This is a genomic window from Photobacterium piscicola (genome assembly GCF_046058925.1).
Lineage (GTDB): Bacteria > Pseudomonadota > Gammaproteobacteria > Enterobacterales > Vibrionaceae > Photobacterium > Photobacterium piscicola.
The window spans coordinates 1,079,395-1,097,285 of the sequence record NZ_CP175535.1; the positions used below are offsets into that span (position 1 = coordinate 1,079,395).

13 protein-coding genes are annotated in these 17,891 nt (G+C 36.7%); 1 reads left to right on the forward strand and 12 read right to left on the reverse strand.

The features are described 5' to 3' along the window. Positions 1–28 precede the first annotated feature (28 nt). A complete protein-coding gene (locus ACJZU6_RS19505; RefSeq protein WP_408901145.1) occupies positions 29–538 on the reverse strand; it encodes a superoxide dismutase family protein in 510 nt (169 codons plus the stop codon). 438 nt (positions 539–976) lie between these two features. Continuing rightward, positions 977–1,258 carry a peptidylprolyl isomerase PpiC gene (gene ppiC, locus ACJZU6_RS19510; protein WP_045036901.1) on the reverse strand — a complete coding sequence of 94 codons (282 nt, stop codon included), beginning with the start codon at positions 1,256–1,258 and terminating at the stop codon, positions 977–979. 949 nt (positions 1,259–2,207) lie between these two features. Between ppiC and ACJZU6_RS19515 the strand changes: the two genes are divergently transcribed. Continuing rightward, positions 2,208–3,394, forward strand: a protein-coding gene (locus ACJZU6_RS19515) for an IS3 family transposase (protein ID WP_408901146.1) whose coding sequence is annotated in 2 segments (ribosomal slippage) — positions 2,208–2,466 and positions 2,466–3,394 — 1,188 coding nt in all. Because the reading frame shifts where the segments join, the coding sequence is not laid out codon by codon here. Positions 3,395–3,677: 283 nt separating this feature from the next. On the opposite strand, the gene ACJZU6_RS19520 is transcribed toward ACJZU6_RS19515, so the two are convergent. The 10 genes from ACJZU6_RS19520 to ACJZU6_RS19565 all read right to left on the reverse strand — a co-directional run bounded on the left by ACJZU6_RS19520 (position 3,678) and on the right by ACJZU6_RS19565 (position 17,843). After that, positions 3,678–5,642 carry an FRG domain-containing protein gene (locus ACJZU6_RS19520; RefSeq protein ID WP_408901147.1) on the reverse strand — a complete coding sequence of 655 codons (1,965 nt, stop codon included), beginning with the start codon at positions 5,640–5,642 and terminating at the stop codon, positions 3,678–3,680. A gap of 603 nt (positions 5,643–6,245) precedes the next feature. After that, positions 6,246–7,865 (reverse strand): AAA domain-containing protein, encoded by a 1,620-nt coding sequence (locus tag ACJZU6_RS19525; protein WP_408901148.1) that lies wholly within the window; start codon positions 7,863–7,865, stop codon positions 6,246–6,248. A gap of 2 nt (positions 7,866–7,867) precedes the next feature. Further along, positions 7,868–8,320, reverse strand: coding sequence for a hypothetical protein (locus ACJZU6_RS19530; protein WP_408901149.1), 453 nt, complete (start codon positions 8,318–8,320; stop codon positions 7,868–7,870). Then, positions 8,317–9,609, reverse strand: a complete 1,293-nt coding sequence (locus ACJZU6_RS19535; protein WP_408901150.1) for a hypothetical protein — start codon at positions 9,607–9,609, stop codon at positions 8,317–8,319. The genes ACJZU6_RS19530 and ACJZU6_RS19535 overlap by 4 nt, the downstream gene beginning before the upstream one ends. A gap of 4 nt (positions 9,610–9,613) precedes the next feature. Next, positions 9,614–11,572, reverse strand: coding sequence for a hypothetical protein (locus ACJZU6_RS19540; RefSeq protein ID WP_408901151.1), 1,959 nt, complete (start codon positions 11,570–11,572; stop codon positions 9,614–9,616). A gap of 145 nt (positions 11,573–11,717) precedes the next feature. Continuing rightward, positions 11,718–12,014, reverse strand: coding sequence for a hypothetical protein (locus tag ACJZU6_RS19545; RefSeq protein WP_408901152.1), 297 nt, complete (start codon positions 12,012–12,014; stop codon positions 11,718–11,720). Between the two features lie 861 nt (positions 12,015–12,875). Beyond that, the gene (gene cas6f / locus ACJZU6_RS19550) at positions 12,876–13,496 is read right to left on the reverse strand and encodes a type I-F CRISPR-associated endoribonuclease Cas6/Csy4 (protein ID WP_408901153.1); all 621 of its coding nucleotides are present in this window, start codon (positions 13,494–13,496) and stop codon (positions 12,876–12,878) included. A 9-nt stretch (positions 13,497–13,505) separates the two neighbouring features. Beyond that, on the reverse strand, positions 13,506–14,537 hold the full coding sequence (csy3, locus tag ACJZU6_RS19555) for a type I-F CRISPR-associated protein Csy3 (RefSeq protein ID WP_408901154.1): 1,032 nt from the start codon (positions 14,535–14,537) through the stop codon (positions 13,506–13,508). A gap of 4 nt (positions 14,538–14,541) precedes the next feature. Beyond that, positions 14,542–16,629 carry a type I-F CRISPR-associated protein Csy2 gene (locus tag ACJZU6_RS19560; protein ID WP_408901155.1) on the reverse strand — a complete coding sequence of 696 codons (2,088 nt, stop codon included), beginning with the start codon at positions 16,627–16,629 and terminating at the stop codon, positions 14,542–14,544. Positions 16,630–16,631: 2 nt separating this feature from the next. Next, entirely contained in the window at positions 16,632–17,843 is a 1,212-nt protein-coding gene (locus ACJZU6_RS19565; RefSeq protein WP_408901156.1) for a TniQ family protein, read from the reverse strand. Positions 17,844–17,891: the final 48 nt, after the last annotated feature.

Consider the following 17,891-nt stretch of genomic DNA (forward strand, 5'->3'; position numbering starts at 1 on the left):
CAGCGCCTTCTTAAAACGTTATCGTGTATTATTTTATCACACCACAGACCATACGTGCACCACCACCACCAAGCGGTTGAGGATGATCTGAATGGTTATCCCCTCCAGCATGAATCATTAATGATCGCCCTTTCAAATCTGATAATTTTAATCGAGGGGCTAGCACTGGCTGAACAGCATCACCTTTATGATTAACATAAAGAGGTGGTAGATCTCCCAAATGATTATCATCGGTCCATGAGAAACCATGCTTATCCGTTTTCATTGGATCATAATGGCCACCAGCGCCACCACCTAAAACAGTCTTACCCATTTTTTCAGTCGTACCACATGATGGGTTTGTATGCACATGAAAACCATGTAACCCGGCAGGTAAGCCTTCCAAATGTGGTGTAAAGACTACACCATATTTTGTTTGTTCAGCTGATATCGTCCCAGCCACCATACCTGAGTTAAGATCTGTCATCTTAATTGAAAGATCTGCTGCACTTGCACTTGCACTCGCTAAAATCAAAGCGGAGAGTAGTAATTTTTTCATTGTTATAATCCTTATAGAAACTCATCTAAAACATATTAGTGCATAACTAAACAATACGTCATTGGTGGCATATTTTTGCCAGACAAAAATATCCACATCCAGTAAAAATGTATAATAGTTAATACTTATGAGCTTAATAGGAATTAATAATGAAATTTTTGCACGGAAAATAATGCTACAAATAACATCTTATGAAGCGTATTTATAATGTATTATGGCTAAAAAAATAACTCCACTGCGACGGATTACATCTTAATACCCTCCTCAATGATTCATTTTATTTATGTCATATGATGTGCCGAATATTAATGACCTTAACGCTATTCTGGTGGTAATACTCTTATTAATAATACCGTCATAATGACAATATTTTTACAACTCATAAAAAAGACGCTGAATCATCAGCGCCTTCTTAAAAATCCACGATAATCTGATCGGCTACGTACGGTATAAAACCTTAATAATATGGTAACCAAATTTTGTCTTAATCGGACCGATTGGCTCTAGTACTTTGCCGCTGAATACAGCTTTATCAAATGCCGGTACCATCGCACCTTTTTTAAACTCACCTAAATCACCACCTTTTTTACCTGATGGACAAGTAGAATATTTTTTAGCAAGCGTCTGAAATTTAGCACCTTTTTTAAGTTGCTCTAAAATATCATCGGCTTGTTCTTTATGTTTTACCAAAATATGGAGTGCTGCTGCTGTTGAAGCCATGCTAATAAACCTATTGTCGCTATACTAATAAAGGGCTTGCTTATGTGATAATTATCGCATTAGTTGGTACAAAATGCTAATGCCTCTCGTTATATTATAATGTCGCTGAAAGCATAAAGTGTCCTAACGACCTCATTATAATCAATTAGTTAATAACCCCGTAAAAGCATATCGTGTCCCAATATAAAAGCATAAGGTGTCCTAAATCTATTTTCATGTTAAAAGCCATTATAATGGTGAAATAAATTTTCAGTAATTTTGTTTCACCATTATTACGAGTAAATAAAACTACATATAAAAACGCTAGCAAAAAATGTTAGCAGATAGTTTATTAACGAGGAGTTTTTAGTTATTTTATATTTTCAAGCAAAGTCAATGCATGAAGCTGACATAACCTGAGTGGTAGACAGAATCGCTCGGTGATCACACATGAGTTAGCCAAGTAGCTAACTCATAAGTGGACAGAAATGAGTTAGACTTTTTACTCTATTAAAACTGGTAGGTATTAGGAAAAATATAGTGAACAAAAGAAAGTCAGCATCACCTTTATAATATTCGCAATATTTACGTATATAAGGTGGCTTGGGCTTGTTAAACACGTCGTATAGGTGTCGGCTTCGCAACACATATCCTTATTGTAAAATGTTTACTCCATGACTTGTTCATAGAATATTACGTCTAGTTCACCTGAAAGTTCGTTGCCGCTTTCATTCGTGATTTTATATATTTCTTGAGTACCAGCCAGTGAAGCTGAGCCTTCAAGACCACTAATTAAGTTGTAGGTAGATTCTTTAATAGCCTGCTCAATTAATGATACAACTTCCGCATTTAGTTCAGGGCTAAGATTCAGAGAGTCTAACTTAGTACCAATCTCAGTTGAAGTGGCATAGTTAATTTGGCCACCTAGTTAGAGGTGATATCATCACCTCATAATTTAATAGGTGACACTATGACTAAAAGAATACGCCCTAATTTTACACCTGAATTTCGATTAGAATCAGCACAACTCGTTTTAGACCAAGGCTACTCTGTAAAAGAAGCTGCGGAAGCAATGAATGTTGGTAAATCAACAATGGATAAGTGGGTTCGACAGCTGAAAGATGAACGTGGTGGAATGACACCGAAAGCAACACCAATGACGCCTGATCAGCTTAAAATTCGTGAATTAGAGAAGAAGATTAAACGGATTGAAATGGAGAAAGAAATACTAAAAAAAGCAACCGCTCTTTTGGCCTCGGACTCATTCAAAACTTCATATTAGTTGATGAATTAAAAGCTTATTATCCTGTATCTATCCTTTGTCATGTCTTTGATATTCATCGCAGTAGCTATAAATATTGGACTAAACGGCCTAAAACGCAGTCAAAAGAGCAAGTGCTATTATCTAGTGAAGTGAAGGCTGCACATCGTGCCAGTAGTGGCTCTGCTGGAGCCAGAACAATTGCAGGTATCGTTACGACTAAAGGCGTGCCGTTAAGTCGATATAAGGCAACTAACATCATGAAACAACTAGGATTAGTCAGTTGTCAGGTTAAAAAACATCGTTATAAAAAAGTAGAAAATGAACATTTAAATATTCCCAATACATTAGATCGCCAGTTTGCAGTTACTGAGCCTAATCAGGTTTGGTGTGGCGACGTGACATATATTTGGTCAGGACAACGTTGGTTGTACCTTGCTGTTGTGATTGATTTATTTGCCCGTAAAGTGATTGGTTGGGCAACGTCAGGCTCACCCAATACAGATTTAACAGGTAAAGCTCTTTCGATGGCTTATGAAGTTCGAGGGGCGCCTAAAAGTGTTATGTTTCATTCAGATCAAGGCTGTCATTACACAAGTAAACAATATCGCCGATTACTTTGGCGGTATCAAATTACACAAAGTATGAGTCGACGTGGAAATTGTTGGGATAACGCCCCAATGGAACGATTTTTTAGAAGTTTTAGAAGTTTTAAAACAGAGTGGATGCCAACTGCGGGTTATCGCTCATCGAATGAAGCTAAAGTGGCGATCACTAAATACATTATCCGATATTACAACCAAGTCAGGCCCCATCAATATAACGGTGGCTTGACGCCTAATGAATCAGAACGCCGATTTAATAATGAATACAAATCAGTGGCCAATTTTACTTGACCACTTCAAGTTTTACCTTCAGAACCTTGTGCATAAAGAGATACAAGGCTTTCAATCTCGGCTTTTATGTTTTTGACGAATTGATCAGATCTCATCGTTACCTCTAGCAATTAACGCTGCATTAAGCGGACTAAAATAGTGGGTTATAATGTGGAGCGAAGCGGAACCTAACCCACTGTTTTAGTTCCGTTTAAATGCCTTGTTAGGTACTTTTAGCATAAAATCAATCTAAGCGATTGTTTTGTACCTTTTACCAAAGCGAAACACATGGATCCATATACAACTAAACTTTTGGTTCTTTACGATACTCTGCAATATCCTCAAAACCCGAAAGAAAGCCAGCTTTGATCGCATCATTTTTCAATTCTAATAAGTCGTTATAGAATTGATCCTCTTCAGGTGAGGGAAATAACCATTCCGCTTCTGGTAAAGTTGGTAAGCTTACTTTTTCAGATAAATGAATTGCAGTTACTATATCTTCAGCACAAACATTGCTGTGGAGTCCCCACCCGCCAAAATGTAAAAAAGCCCCCTGCCTTTCTGGCCTTAGAGCTTTTAAACCAGCATATTCTACTTGGTCCAAGTCTCGCTTTAAATTTCTATCCGTCGCAACAATATATATCACAGGATAATCATTAATGTCTTTTTGAACAGGTCTCTCTAATCCCTTATACCAACAGAATTTTTTTTCTCCCACTTTGTATTCATACCATTTGTTAGTTGCGAACCATAGAGCAACGTTCAAATCACTAGTAATATCTAAACCATGTGTAGAAATACCATAATGTTGCGCCAAAGCCATTACCATTAGGTCCCACTCGTAAGAGTAAAATAACTTAAACCACTTTTCAGAAGCTTCAAATATAAGTTTATCTGTGCATTGAGGGTAATGTGACCAGTATCTCCAATTATCATGAAGACTACTAAACTTAGACTTTTCAATTTTTGAATACATCATTCCTTGTATATGCATTTGAAATGCTGAATTAAAAGAGTCAAAATCAAACTTATTACGACTTGCTGAAGTAGGTAGAGATAACTCATTAACCTTAGCCTCACCATACAAAAATTTATTTACGCTGGCAGGTCTATCCAATTTATGGTGCTTTCCTTGCCCACGAAAATAAACATCCTTGTTTGGAAATTGTTTGGTTACTGAATTTATGACTTCATTTAACTCCTCAATTGTATTAACTAGTATCTGGGGGACCTTATTATTTTTAACTCTAAAGCTAGAACTTACACTTTTTGACAAAGCTTTAAGGTTACAAGCATCTCTGCCGTTAATTCCGTATACGCCATTACTTTTCAAAAAGTTTACATCGAAAATTGACTGATAATAGCTGTCTATTATTTTTTCATCTGAATTTTTAACACCAAAATAATTTGATGAGTCTTCCTTAGTAGAAGTCGATATTGTATTTTCAATTTCACCATCTAGAGAAAATGCGAATAAACTTCCATTCAAATATTGTTCTTTCTTTAAAAAGTAGACTCCACCACCTAGTAATTCATTATATTTCTCAGTTACATTTGAAAACAGCTTGTTATTGTCATCATTGTTAACACTATTCACTATTTCTTGTGATTTCAAATGCCAACTTAATTTATATCTGCTATTTTTGTAAGCTTCCTCGGACTGTTCAATTAATGATTTATCAATAAACCTTTCAATACCCGCAATATAACTAGCTCTCGCGTGATATGCTGATAAAGTCGCATTATATTGTTTTATAGATCCCATATTCACTATTTGAGGTCGCCCTCCAGCGAGCTCACCATACTTTTTAGCAAGAGAAGCATAGAGCTTAGCTTCTCTTCCAATTGCACTTTGCCTATCAATAATACGATCCATAGAAAAAGCAATTTGAGACATAAAAATAGGAGATGTTTCAAATTCCATGTATCTTCCATTACTCGGAATTTGGGAGCCTTCAGGGATAGACTTTATAGAGATTGACGGCTTTTTTATCAAACCATAAACATCTTCGTTTATATCTAACAGCTTTATTAATGGATTGAACTTTAGGTGAGAGATAAAATTTTTGTTCTCAAAATAGTCACTATTGCGTATTTCATTTACGAATTCCAAAGCTTGTTCTGAACCAATAAGTGAATAATCATTGTCATGTTCAGGAGTATTACCAAAACCATAGGTATCAATTTTATTGAAATACTCTGAGTCTCCATATTTCAAACTTATAGCAAGTTGTAATATATTTGGGAAATAAATAGCATCATCACTCATACACCTAATGGTTCCTATATAACTTTGAATCTTAATAAAAAATAAATAAACATATTTCACAATTATACATTAAATTGGCATAGAATCACAGTGAGTAGCCTAACAGTATATTAATAAGCATTCTTACTTTCACGCAAAAACACACGCATAAAAAAACTTTATCATACTAGATATAATCTATATATATCATGAAGTTGATAACAATTTTTCACGCCTGAAGTTCAATGAGAGGATGTGATAAGTAAGAAATGTATTAAATCAGTCTTATTAAATACAAACTGAAATGTTAAATAATATAATTTTCAATTAGTTCTGTTTTTAACAAGAAATATTTCTTATTAAAAACAGAACTAAAGCGATAAAATCACCACGTTTCATTATAACTGTTGATATACACAGTAAATAAAACTAATCCAAAATCACGTTAATGCGATATTAATGAGTATTTGCTCTGAATGATAATGGGGCACTTTCGAGTTAGAAAGTGCCCCAGATAAAAATTGGGCAAAAGTTAGTTAAAGTTCAATATCTATTAGCTGGGGATGATTTAGCTAAAATATTCTAATGAAGAAACAAAATTAACTAAACACCCGCCTAAAAAACCTAGATAGGATTTTTTATATAAATCTGATTACGTTTTTGATCATCAAAAGTAGATAGAATCTTAAGTTGAACCAACGACTTTAACGCTTGAATTTTTTGTCGACCTAAATATTGACAATGACCCACAAGGTAAACATGACTTTTACCGCGTGACAATGCCACATTTAAACGTCGTGCATCCCCGTAAAATTGCGCAGATCCATTATTCCGAACAAACGAGAAAAATACGATACTGGCTTCTTTACCTTGGAATGCATCAACCGTATCGATTTCAATCAACAACTTATCTTCTAATTTCAATTTCTTAACCATATCTCTTAAAGCCCGTTTTTGAGCTTTATATGGCGTAATTATCGCCACATCCAAAAGGCGGTCAAGTTGGTTTGTCTCAGCTAAATCGAGCAGCTTGCACTTAATTATTTCGACTTCAATTTCATTGCTTAACACTTTATCGCCAGTCCTTGCCGGAAAAAGACGTGGGGTTTTATACGTCAACCAACCAAAGTTCGAGTCTGGATCTACAGTTTGCTGCTGATAGTGAGATAATTGGCCGTTATAGAACTCCTTACTAATAAATTCGCCAATATTCGGTTGCATTCGAAATTGTGTTAGTAAGGTTCCTTTCATTTCCTCAGGGGCATTAACAAAAATCCGATCAATGACACCATCGCGTATTAATTGCTCTTGGTGTTCTTCGAGCTCCGATAATGCATCGGATTCTTCAGAACAAAAGGTCGGTGGTAATTGCTTATGATCACCAACCAGTAAGCATTTTGCCGCCACAGACATCGCCATAATCCATTCTGGCAACGTTGCTTTAGAGCATTCATCAATAATAGCTAGATCAAATAACTCGGTATTTTCATCGATTAAATGCTCGATTTGGTTGCATGTCACTCCGATGATCTGGTGATTATCCGCGAGGTTACGTGCCAGCCAACGCGGTACCATACCTTCACGTTTTTCTAGTTGACTCAACCGCTGCCATAACAGTCCTGTAAATTCAGGTTCTCTGTTAAAAGATTCTTGCCAAACCTGATCGTGTAGAGCCAGTGCCTCTATCCTTTTAACTTCTGGATTATCTAACTCAGTGCTATCGCTGAATTTTTGATACCTCATCATGCTAGATAATAAATTATCACCCAGTTCACGACTGAGTCGATCCAATGCGTTATCAACAGCCACATGGGTTTCTGATGTGATCAAAATACGAGCATTCGGATTAGCTCGCAATGTTTGAAGCACGACTTCAACAATAGCCGTTGTCTTACCAGTTCCCGGTGGTCCTTGCAGCAAAAAGAGACTGTTACATTGCATTGCCTTTCCTATTTGTTTGAAGGCATGACCAGAAGGATCAGCTTTGTAACACATCTGAATTGGCTCGTAAGACTTAGAGTTCTCGTCAATTAAACGACTGGGATCCAGTTCAATCCCCGCGTACAGATCGGCTAGCGTGTTATTGTGCACCAAAGAGCAGTTTGTGCCTCGTCTAAAACCCAGAGTCCAACGCAACTGACGTTGGTACTTAACTCGATCTTGCACGCTGTCCATTTTATTTATTAATAGGCATAGGTACTCGACCCAATCATCGATATGTTGTATAAAATTGGTTTGCGTCATGATCACTCCTCCTCCGACGCTATATTGGCAACCGCGGCGTTTGATGCCCTAAAAAAAACAGTGGACAGTGCAATACCCTGATTTTCAATACCCAATTTTTGTAATACATCCAATTGAAACGATATAGGGAGATTGCCTAACTCGATACCGACATCTAACGGTAATACCATATTTGGCGCCATTGTGATGTGATCAATCAATATTGCATCTAGAGATAAAATTAACAATTCCATTTGCTGCGTTACTAATTGGTATGCAAAAAGTATTGCCAGCGCTGACTGTATGCGATTTTGTGAAAACTGAGGTAACACCCGTATTAATTCTTCGCGTGTGTTGTAGCCATGGTTAACAGCGTACATTATGGCTAAACATTCCGCGCTATTGATCTCTCTTTTCCACCGAATTTCAATTTCAGCGTTAACAAGATCAATTTGTATGGTTGGAGTGGTGTTCATGACTGACGACCTTTATTTTTCGGTTGGGTAACTTTAAGTCCACATGAGCGCTGGTACATTTCCTCGCCCTCTTCCTGCATTTCTTTACACATATTGTACATTCGATTCAAATGTACTTGCGGGTGGATATCTTGTAACCAACCGGTCATCTTTCTTATCTTGAATAGATATAAGCTCAATTGATCTTTTTTGGGTTTTACGATGCCAATTTGATCTTGTGTTTCTTTTTTATTATTAAAAGCGATGGAGCGGTGTGTTTTATCTTGATCAAATGTTGAGTAATCTTCAGTGCTTCTTGCTTCTTTAATTCGATCTGAGTAATGATTTAATTCATTCTGGTATTTTTTCTTATTTTCGAATAACTCGTCGAGATCCGCTTTGAATAAATCACAGGATTCTTTCAATTCCGACTTTGTGCCCCAACCTTTAGGCGTAGTCAGTTTAATGGGCACTTCTTCCTTAGAGGAAGACAACCAAGAAAATAAAACTTTCAGTGGCGTTTCTTTCATAACGCAAACTTCTTCGACGTAATAGAGCTCATCACATTGACCAGCATACATTGAGTCCACACTGTTTTTAGCTGATTTCCAGTGGTCACATAATCCGAAGTACGTCTCTCGCACTTGATCGCGATTCCGTTTTAATTCCTCTTTCAGTGGCCATAATTGATCTGTTAGATCTTTAATATTTTTTCGACACTGACCTAGCTTCATGCCGTTTTGACGAATCGCCGACTCAATTCTTTTTCGCTGATCAGCTAGCTCACGTTCTTGATTGGCCTGCCAGCGACCAACTGTTTTTAATTCTTTTTTGATGGCTTTATTATCTAAACCTAGCGGTTGGCTCTCTACCCGATCATGCCAGTGTTTCTTATCCTCGTTTTGAGCCATTAGCTCTAGAGCTGCCAATGCATCTTTAAATAAATTGATTTCTTCCTGTAAAAGGTTTCTCTTTGAACGTTCAATGTCTAAATCTTGTTGTGTAAGTTTTACTTTCCCCCAAGCATCAAAAGCTAAAAACATCTGATCATACAATTTATGAATCGAGGGCTGCATTTCCGCAGTAATCGCGATAAATTCATTTAACTCATCAACGTATTTTTTCAGATCTTCGTCACGCTTATCTGCGTGAGACTGTAAACGTTCGCGGAAATTAACCATCCGCTCATTAATTCGAAATTCACTTGCCTCTTTTTCGCGTTCGTAACGAGAAATGGCCGCGCGAGTATCCGCTTCATGGGAAGCGAGTCCTTTTTTCGCAAAAAAGTGTGTAATTGCTTTTAAAAACATTAGATTATACCGAGGTCTGTGGTGAGTCTGAATTTAGAAAGTTATACGCCTGATCAAAAGGAGTCACCGATGGCAAAATGTTATCGATGCGGTTTTTTATCGTATTTATCATTATCAGCCTAAGCTCCTGATCACCTTCTGAAATTGACTCAGACAGCTCGCACATTAAATTATTGAGCTCTTCTTTATAAAAGGCTATTTGTTGATTCTCACGTTCGATGGCTTGTAATGTGCCCTTTTTCTCCGCCATCGCTCGAAAGGTTTCAACGCCAGATGCTTGGTTCAGCATGAATTTAAATTGAAGATGCTCGTCAAGATCTCGATTGAATTGGTCAAATGTCGCGTCAACTTGTTGGTTTAATCCGCTCACCATCTCTTGGTATTGCTGTTCAATTTGAGTGAATTTCTGTCGATAGTCCGCTTGTAGCTTATACATCATTTCGGCTTCTTCACCGCGTAGATTATGAATACGCTGAGCCATGTTTTCCTGAATCGCTGTCAATTGGCCTTTACGCGCTTTATATTCACCCCAAACAGAAAAAGCACCAGAAAACGGTAAGATATCTGACCACGAAAAGCTTAATTCTGACATAGTGCCAACACGTCCAGTGTAAGTTGCCAAGGTGATCTCGCCTGCTTGTAGTAATTCCATATCGCGCTGAAACTCAACATGGGCAATCTGAGTACCTTTTTTTGAGAAATGGCCACAATACGCACTGACTACCATAGTTAAGGCAATACTGGTGGCAATTCCAAGGCCTATCGGACCTAGAGCGCCAAGCGTGGTTCCCGCAACCGCAACTGATGCGACGGATGAAGAAATAAACGTGCCGACAAAGGGTGCCACAGCGACACCAGCGGCGTATCCAGCTGCACCAGCGGCGATATTCAAGCCAGATGACGTCATGTTTTCAGCAAATTCAACACCATCAATGGTGCCTCTGCTGTATTCGAAAAGTCCTTTACCTAGTTCAGCGACCATTAAAGCGGCATTCGCGGCCACGCTACCTTTAACTAGGTTTTTACCTAATGATTTTAAGACTTCCTTGCTAGCATTTTCAGCTAAATGCTGCCCGGCATGCTGGAGGCCTGTCGTGAGTAGCGCCTTAGCGGCACCACCTGCAGTGCCAAGCACGATGTTTAGAGCAATTTCATTGCATTCTTCACGCGATAATTTATTACCGGACCTCATAAAACGGATTAATTCGGATGCGGAACTCGACACTAAACCTGCTATCGAGCCGGATTTTAAAGCATTGGCATACTGGACACTTCGCAATTCTGCTTGCACTTCTGCCTTACGGGCATACTCAACCTTTTCATCACCCTTCTCAATTCGTTTGGTCAGGTCTTCTGTACCCCCTTTTCCTTTCCTCGCTATTGAATCGCTAGACAGTTCGGGGTTGGTTCTAGATCGAATGCGATCATCTACATTATCAGCAGTGTTTTTATAGTTTTTTGATACCTCGGGTCTAGACTGCTGATTTCTGATAGATTGCTTGTTTGCATGAAATTTGGCATCTGCTAACTGATCTTTGGGCACCACTTTTTGAGTTTGATTGAGCTTACTTTTACTGATCGCCGTAGAGGACGCTTTGCCATCCTTGTAAGACTTAAGCTGCGCATCAGTGTGAGTACCGTTCGACTCCATAATGCGGATATCTGCAACAGGATCGATAGGAGACAGAGAATCCATACTCGCAGAAACATTGTCAACACCTTTAGCGGCTGCGTTAATATTGAATGAGGCTGTATGATGACCTTCAGATAAAAAGCCTTGTTTCACTGCTAGTGTTTGTTTCGTAATCAGACCCGTTTTACTATTTGAAATTGTTTTTCTTAATATATCGTTATATGCATTTAACGCTGAATCAAGATTAGTCGTTTGAATTTGATTTAGGTTTCCAATACCCTGAGAAAAAGCATCAGACACATGAGATTTTTTAGTGGTTTTATTTTTCATTTTTAGTATTTTTTCTTATAAATGCCTGTTTATTCTTGATAGAAATAAATTAAAAAACTTATTAACCACCGACATATGCATCGAGTTTAGCTTGCTAGTATAAATAATAAACTTACATCTTCCACTAATAACTTTGAGTTCACGTTTAATTCAGCTCGTAATTTACAAAATTATTCCAATCGTTGATAGCTTGCTCTGCTGCCTCTGCATGATTTCTTGCTGCATCATTTTGTTCTTCAACAAAGTCATTAATACATTGTTGATAGCTACTTACATCATCATTGAAGCTATCTACTTCATACTGGTTATTAAACTGGTAGGGTTTATAAGGTGTTGAGCACGAATGACTTGGTTGAAACATATCGGCAAACGTAGTAGTACTAAATACTGAAAGCAAAACACCTATCGCAAAAATAGACTTTACTTTTTTAATTGATTTCATAATCATCCCACAATAAAAACGGAAAAAAACATATAAATAAAACGATGCAATCATAATCAATTTAATTCATAAATATCATGAGCTTGATTGCATTATTTTGTTTTAAACTGTTTATTTGAAATGTAGAAAGTAAGAAATGTATTAAATAAGCTTGATTAGCCTAATAAAACTAATCCAAAACCACGTTAATACAATATGAATAAGTAAAAGATCTAAGTAGGAATGAGAATTTCTGAGCTAGCCACGACAGCTAACTCATTGTGATCACCAAGCGATTCTGTCGTACATTAACTACCAAGTGACTTTGTCGTTTATATTATTACCGAGGGAAATTGACGGCCTCAATTTCTCACAACCCATTGATTATCAATATAAATCAATAATAAGTGTATTAAAGTTGTTATCATATCAGTCTGCATAGAATGATGGCATGTAACACAACGTTGACATATAGCACTACAGCATGAACACAAGAAAAAGCTCTCTGTATTAGAGAGCTTTTGATTAGTAATAAACTTAAGTGAAAAATATTATACTTGACCAATACACTGCCTGTTCGGCGGAACATCAATATAATAGGCCTATTTACTTTCCCTTCATTTTTTTAACTGCCTACTCGGCGGGACACATCATCAGTAACCACTTTAATAATAAGAGGGATTTCTTAGCTGCCTACTCGGCGGGACACCTTACCTAGAACCTTGAAAGGGACTGTAGCAATTTCTTAGCTGCCTACTCGGCGGGACACTATAAATAATAGCAAACATCTCATTGATTCGTAGTCTTTTTATTACTTTAATCATCAAAATACCTTTTTATTTACCATATCTATAAGCAACTGTTTTTATTAAAAATAAATATTCACTTCAAAAAAGGGTTAAAAATTAAATCAGGAACTGTTCCTCTTCGATCCTGATTTGTTGCAAGACCGTAGGTATTAAAATTTGCGCTGTATCGTTTATCTGCAATCTCTTTTTGTATAAATAAAATAAATTCTTTTCCTGACGATACACTAGATATTGGTACTCTGTGGAATGGTTCAAGTACACGCTCTTCTTTGCTTGTTGGTAATGTCTTTGTAATATCAGACAACTCCCCTCTAGCGATACTTCTCTTTATTCGTCGCCTCTTTGAGCCTAAAAAGTTCTTTTCAATATTCTGATTACGAGTAAAACGTGCTTCTGTCACTCTTTCTGGTACTTCCAGTACACTTGAAAGTTCAAAAATCCCTTCTTTTACCATCAAAGAAAAGTAAGGCTGAAAAGAGAGCCCAGTAATCAAATCTTTTTCATCTCCAATAAAAGCAATTGACTCTCCAACCGAGGCTGTACTCCAGTCAGGGAAGCTTATCCCTACTTTATTCATCGCTTGATTATTATCAAAAATAAAAAAATGCATCTGCGAAATACATCGGCCTGCCAATAACTCATTATCAGTATGAGCAGGTAAATAACGTATTAAGAAGTAGTATCTCTTATTCATACCGGCCTCTTAGCTAGAACTTGAACAATTAAATAGGCCACCTTTAATTAAAACAGACATAATAAAGTGAACATCATTAGGTATAGTTTTTGATGACCGCATATCACTAATCAAACCTTCTGTATTTCTAATCAAATGATAAAAGTCATTATTAAAAGTTGGATGTCGCCTTGCAATAACATACTCTCTATCGGCCCCATATTCATTTACTCTCAATGGCTTATCTGCATCATCACACCACCAATCATCTATGGTCTGTATGGCTGCTCCAACTTTTGGCCCAGTAAGTGAAACCGTTTCCTTTCCATTTTCAAACGTAGCAGTTTTAAGCTGCTTTGTAGGTACTCCATCTTCTTTGATATCTAAAAACTTTTGACTTGGATATATTTCATCTCCCCAGTTGACTGTCATTTTTGCTAAAATATCAATATAAAAATACCCTGCTGGATCAGATAAGGCTTTCTCCAGATAAGCGGTTAAATTGTTCAAAATTTTTTTTGACTGCTTATCCCACTCATCATACCAATTAAGTTTAATTGCATTTTCAATAACATATTTATCTGATTCACTCGTTGTAATCTCTATTTGTAAACATCGAGGTCCTCTATTACGCCATAACCATGTTCCCATCAATATATTCTTAGCATAACGACAAGCCAGTTCAGAATATCCGCCTAAATTTTTATAAACTTCTGCCAACTCAATAAGTGTATTTCGCACATCATCACTATTACAAACCAATGGCTTAATTGAGTTTGCGTTTATACGCATAGAAAAACCTAAATAAACTTCATTTACACCAGGCGGAACATAACATTCTTCAATTCGTAATAAATTAGAGTAGGCTAAATCTTGTGGCGCTAAATTCTTAGGTTCGTAGTTATTCCCATTGTATGCTTCAGCATACCCACCCTTAGGTGCTCGTATTACCGATCTATCTTTCTCAAGAGCACATATTGCATTATCTTTAGACAAGTAATAGAAATAAGCTTTACCTGTTGAAAGTGAACGTTGATAGTTAAGTTGATTACATAAATTCATAGCACTAACCCTTATATTGTTTTATAAGAATAGTTTCAGGTTTAGATTCTATCCCCCAAAAAGCATTACTAAAAAATTGCTCTCTTCTATTAAGGCGAACGTCAATTGGATTTAGTCGCTCAGCAATACCTAAAACATTTTCTGCATAGGCATGGCTCTCAGTTAATGCATTTTCACGGCTAGTTGGACGATCTAAAAAATGATAGCCCATCGATACAGGAATTATATCTACGTTATCATTTAAAAAATCTTCAAGTTCATCAAAAGTCTTTGGTTGCTGATTGCTTGGATATAACCAGCATCCATATGCCGGTAAACCTTTAATGATATAAAACAGCTCACTTTTACTAGTAAAGGTTCGTAACCAATTAATATTCAATGATATAGGTGGTTGGTAGATTACTCCTCCAGCAAATACCTCGGGAAGCGCCGCTTTTAGTTCCGACAAAAGACTTACGATTTGTTTGTTACTATTTACTCTTATAATTAAATCAATCTCTAAATCTGACAAACGCTGACCGATAATCGCCGGTCTTTTGATATTAGATATTGTTCTCTTTTTTATTGGTGACTTTGGTTCGGTTAACTTCGCTGTATTCTGAATATTTTCACTTCTAACAAACAACGAAAAACTAGAAAACTCAAATTGAAAATCATTATTTACAAGCTCATTTAATTTTCTTTGATATTGATGCATAAAGCCCCAAATAGCCGATAGTGAAGGAGCTCCGGATAAGTAAGGACTACTCATAGCAACGGCATCTTGCACTCGCAAGTGTGAGAGGTAGATATATTGTTCTGAATTTACATAAACATCTTGAGAATTATCTTTACTAATTTTCTCAAGTATCCAGTCAATTTGAGATTTCACAACATTAATAAGATTAGGATGATAAGCAAACTTCGCTGTATATTTGTTTTTCTGGAAAATAAAATGTATATGTCGATTGAACTTGCTAGACAGCGACGTAAATTCAGACTCTGGCTGCGTCATAAATGCTTGAACTAAAGGATCATGATATTCAGGTATTTTATCTTCAGGCGTGGCATCTTTAATATCCCTTAATTCAAGTAATGGTAACATCCATAGGGCTATTTGCTTTCGTAAAATATTAGTTTGTACCTTACGTGCCCTATCTCTTTGTTTTTGTGTTTTAAGCGGATCTATTTCAACTAGATGACTCAGTACCTGACAGATTTTGAGGTTAGTTATCTGATAATCATCAAAATAACGTCCTTTTTTTTGACGACTCGCAACCAACGTTTGGTCAGGATTAAATTCTACTCCCAAAGGATAATCTAAAACTTGCACATGCCCACCAACACTGCCACATAAAAAACCAATATTTTGTGGGTTCGGTAGAAATGTAGAAGTGAACTGTAATTTACTTTCTTTAGCCCTAGACCGAACTTCTAATTCTCGTTGAATTGAATGACTCACTACTGGAGTTATTGACACATAGTCATTATTCCAAGGAAATCTTACTTGTTTACTAAAAGTGCTTACACTGGTTGGAAGGGTTTCTTTCGGTAGATCAGTGAGTAAAATACTCTGTATATATTTAAGTTGCTCACAGCTCAAACCAAATTCATAAAGGATTTCTAACCAAACAGGATCTTTCTGTTCAATTAACGATAAAATCGTCACCGTCTTTGATTGCCAACTAAACGGACTCAACAGCCAAATTGGATGGCGATAAGACGCACTATTATGGGCCCAGCCTAAACTAGCTTCTAATGTTGAGCTTGAAATAAAAGATTCGTCAGTGAGAATAGGTTTTGCAATAAGCCTTTGACCGTTTACACGACAATCAGGGAATTTTAGGTTGTGAGTATGAAACCATTTAACCTCAGCTAAGAATAAACTATGGTTAGCCTTATTTTTTAAATACTTTTTTGCTCGAGTAATGTCTAACAAGTCATCACACTTATCTTTCTTGTGATTTGAGCTTATATTCAGTAACACCGCCAAAGCTTCTCTTTCAAAACCATCAATAACGACATCTTGACTCCACGGCATAAAAAGCTTTTTTAGTGTGGCTTGCTTAACTTTTGCATCATCTAATGCAATTACATCAGTTAATGTCGTCATGATTACCACTCAGATAGATATAAACTTAAACCATCAGATTCAGAACACATTCGAGTTAATTTCGTTTCTATTACACTTCGTAGTGAAAAAATAGATACGTTTCTATCTATATTAGTCTGTTTTTTTAGTCTTATCATGGCCTTTATCTCCCCAAACTTATACAACCGATTAATTTCACCTACTGTACAAGAAAGCAACGTCGAGGCTTCTAAAGGGCTTAAAAGTACATCACTAATATTTCCCTTTGGATCTATAGGAGTCTCAGCCATCAGCTTTATGAAATATGCTAAGACTTGAGTTGATACTGTATTTCGACTTAACTGACAACTTGGAAGTTGCTTACAATCAATTAACAAACCAGCAAATACTTCACTAAAAAACACTTTTTTCCACCCTTTTACTCGAGTGTTATCTGTTTTTTTTATCAACTCATCTAATTCTTTACACAACAAATTTGGCCAAGAGCCACAATAACGAATAAATGCATCGAAATTAATATCTTCGCGATCGCCATATCGATGAACATACCAAAGCAAAAAACCATATCGCTCGGATTTAGACAACTGCTTATTCATTAAGCCATGTTCAAATACACCTTCACCAGATAGCCATTGCACAACTTGCAGTGGACCACCTAAAGCGATCTGGATGCTTGCTTTAGACAGATCGTATCCACACTTACAATAATGGATACTCTCTGTCTTTTGATATTCCAGCCGAGTACCACATTCTGGACATAAGTGAATAAGTTGGCATTTGTGTTTCGTACAGGCTTGAATAGGGATAAATTGCCACTCTTGGCGTATATAAGAAGCTTCAGCTAAACAGTGTGGGCATATAGGAGTAAAACGTTTTCTTAGAAAGGAAAAAGGATAATCGCAGCCATGTCTATTAATCGCTTTGAAATTAGGCGAAAAAATAGATTTTGAGTGCATTAAAGCTAAGCGTAAGATTCCATAATTGCTAATGCCTAATTGTTGTTCTAAATGCATTAACGTCCGTACACGCATTTGGCTTGTGGTATTTGCGTGATAGATATTAATTAAATCAAGCGAAAGTGAAAAAGCCCCCGGTATCGCCGTTGAATTAACTAATACTTCATGCCAAATATCTTCAGCGAAATGTGAAAATCGCTCGTAGCCTTTCTCATGCGAGAGTCGCAAAAGAATACTTTCGAGCGATTCGTCTTGATACAACTGAATATCCATACTCACCACAAAAACTTAGAATAACTAAGTTTTAGTATGGCGCTTAATTTGATA

Excerpts from the sequence above, each read along its gene's own strand:
- ACJZU6_RS19525 (WP_408901148.1), bottom strand. The coding sequence starts at position 7,865 with ATGACGCAAACCAATTTTATACAACATATCGATGATTGGGTCGAGTAC.
- ACJZU6_RS19505 (WP_408901145.1), bottom strand. The coding sequence starts at position 538 with ATGAAAAAATTACTACTCTCCGCTTTGATTTTAGCGAGTGCAAGTGCA.
- ppiC (WP_045036901.1), bottom strand. The coding sequence starts at position 1,258 with ATGGCTTCAACAGCAGCAGCACTCCATATTTTGGTAAAACATAAAGAA.
- ACJZU6_RS19545 (WP_408901152.1), bottom strand. The coding sequence starts at position 12,014 with ATGAAATCAATTAAAAAAGTAAAGTCTATTTTTGCGATAGGTGTTTTG.
- csy3 (WP_408901154.1), bottom strand. The coding sequence starts at position 14,537 with ATGAATTTATGTAATCAACTTAACTATCAACGTTCACTTTCAACAGGT.
- ACJZU6_RS19530 (WP_408901149.1), bottom strand. The coding sequence starts at position 8,320 with ATGAACACCACTCCAACCATACAAATTGATCTTGTTAACGCTGAAATT.
- ACJZU6_RS19540 (WP_408901151.1), bottom strand. The coding sequence starts at position 11,572 with ATGAAAAATAAAACCACTAAAAAATCTCATGTGTCTGATGCTTTTTCT.
- ACJZU6_RS19520 (WP_408901147.1), bottom strand. The coding sequence starts at position 5,642 with ATGAGTGATGATGCTATTTATTTCCCAAATATATTACAACTTGCTATA.
- ACJZU6_RS19560 (WP_408901155.1), bottom strand. The coding sequence starts at position 16,629 with ATGACGACATTAACTGATGTAATTGCATTAGATGATGCAAAAGTTAAG.
- cas6f (WP_408901153.1), bottom strand. The coding sequence starts at position 13,496 with ATGAATAAGAGATACTACTTCTTAATACGTTATTTACCTGCTCATACT.
- ACJZU6_RS19535 (WP_408901150.1), bottom strand. The coding sequence starts at position 9,609 with ATGTTTTTAAAAGCAATTACACACTTTTTTGCGAAAAAAGGACTCGCT.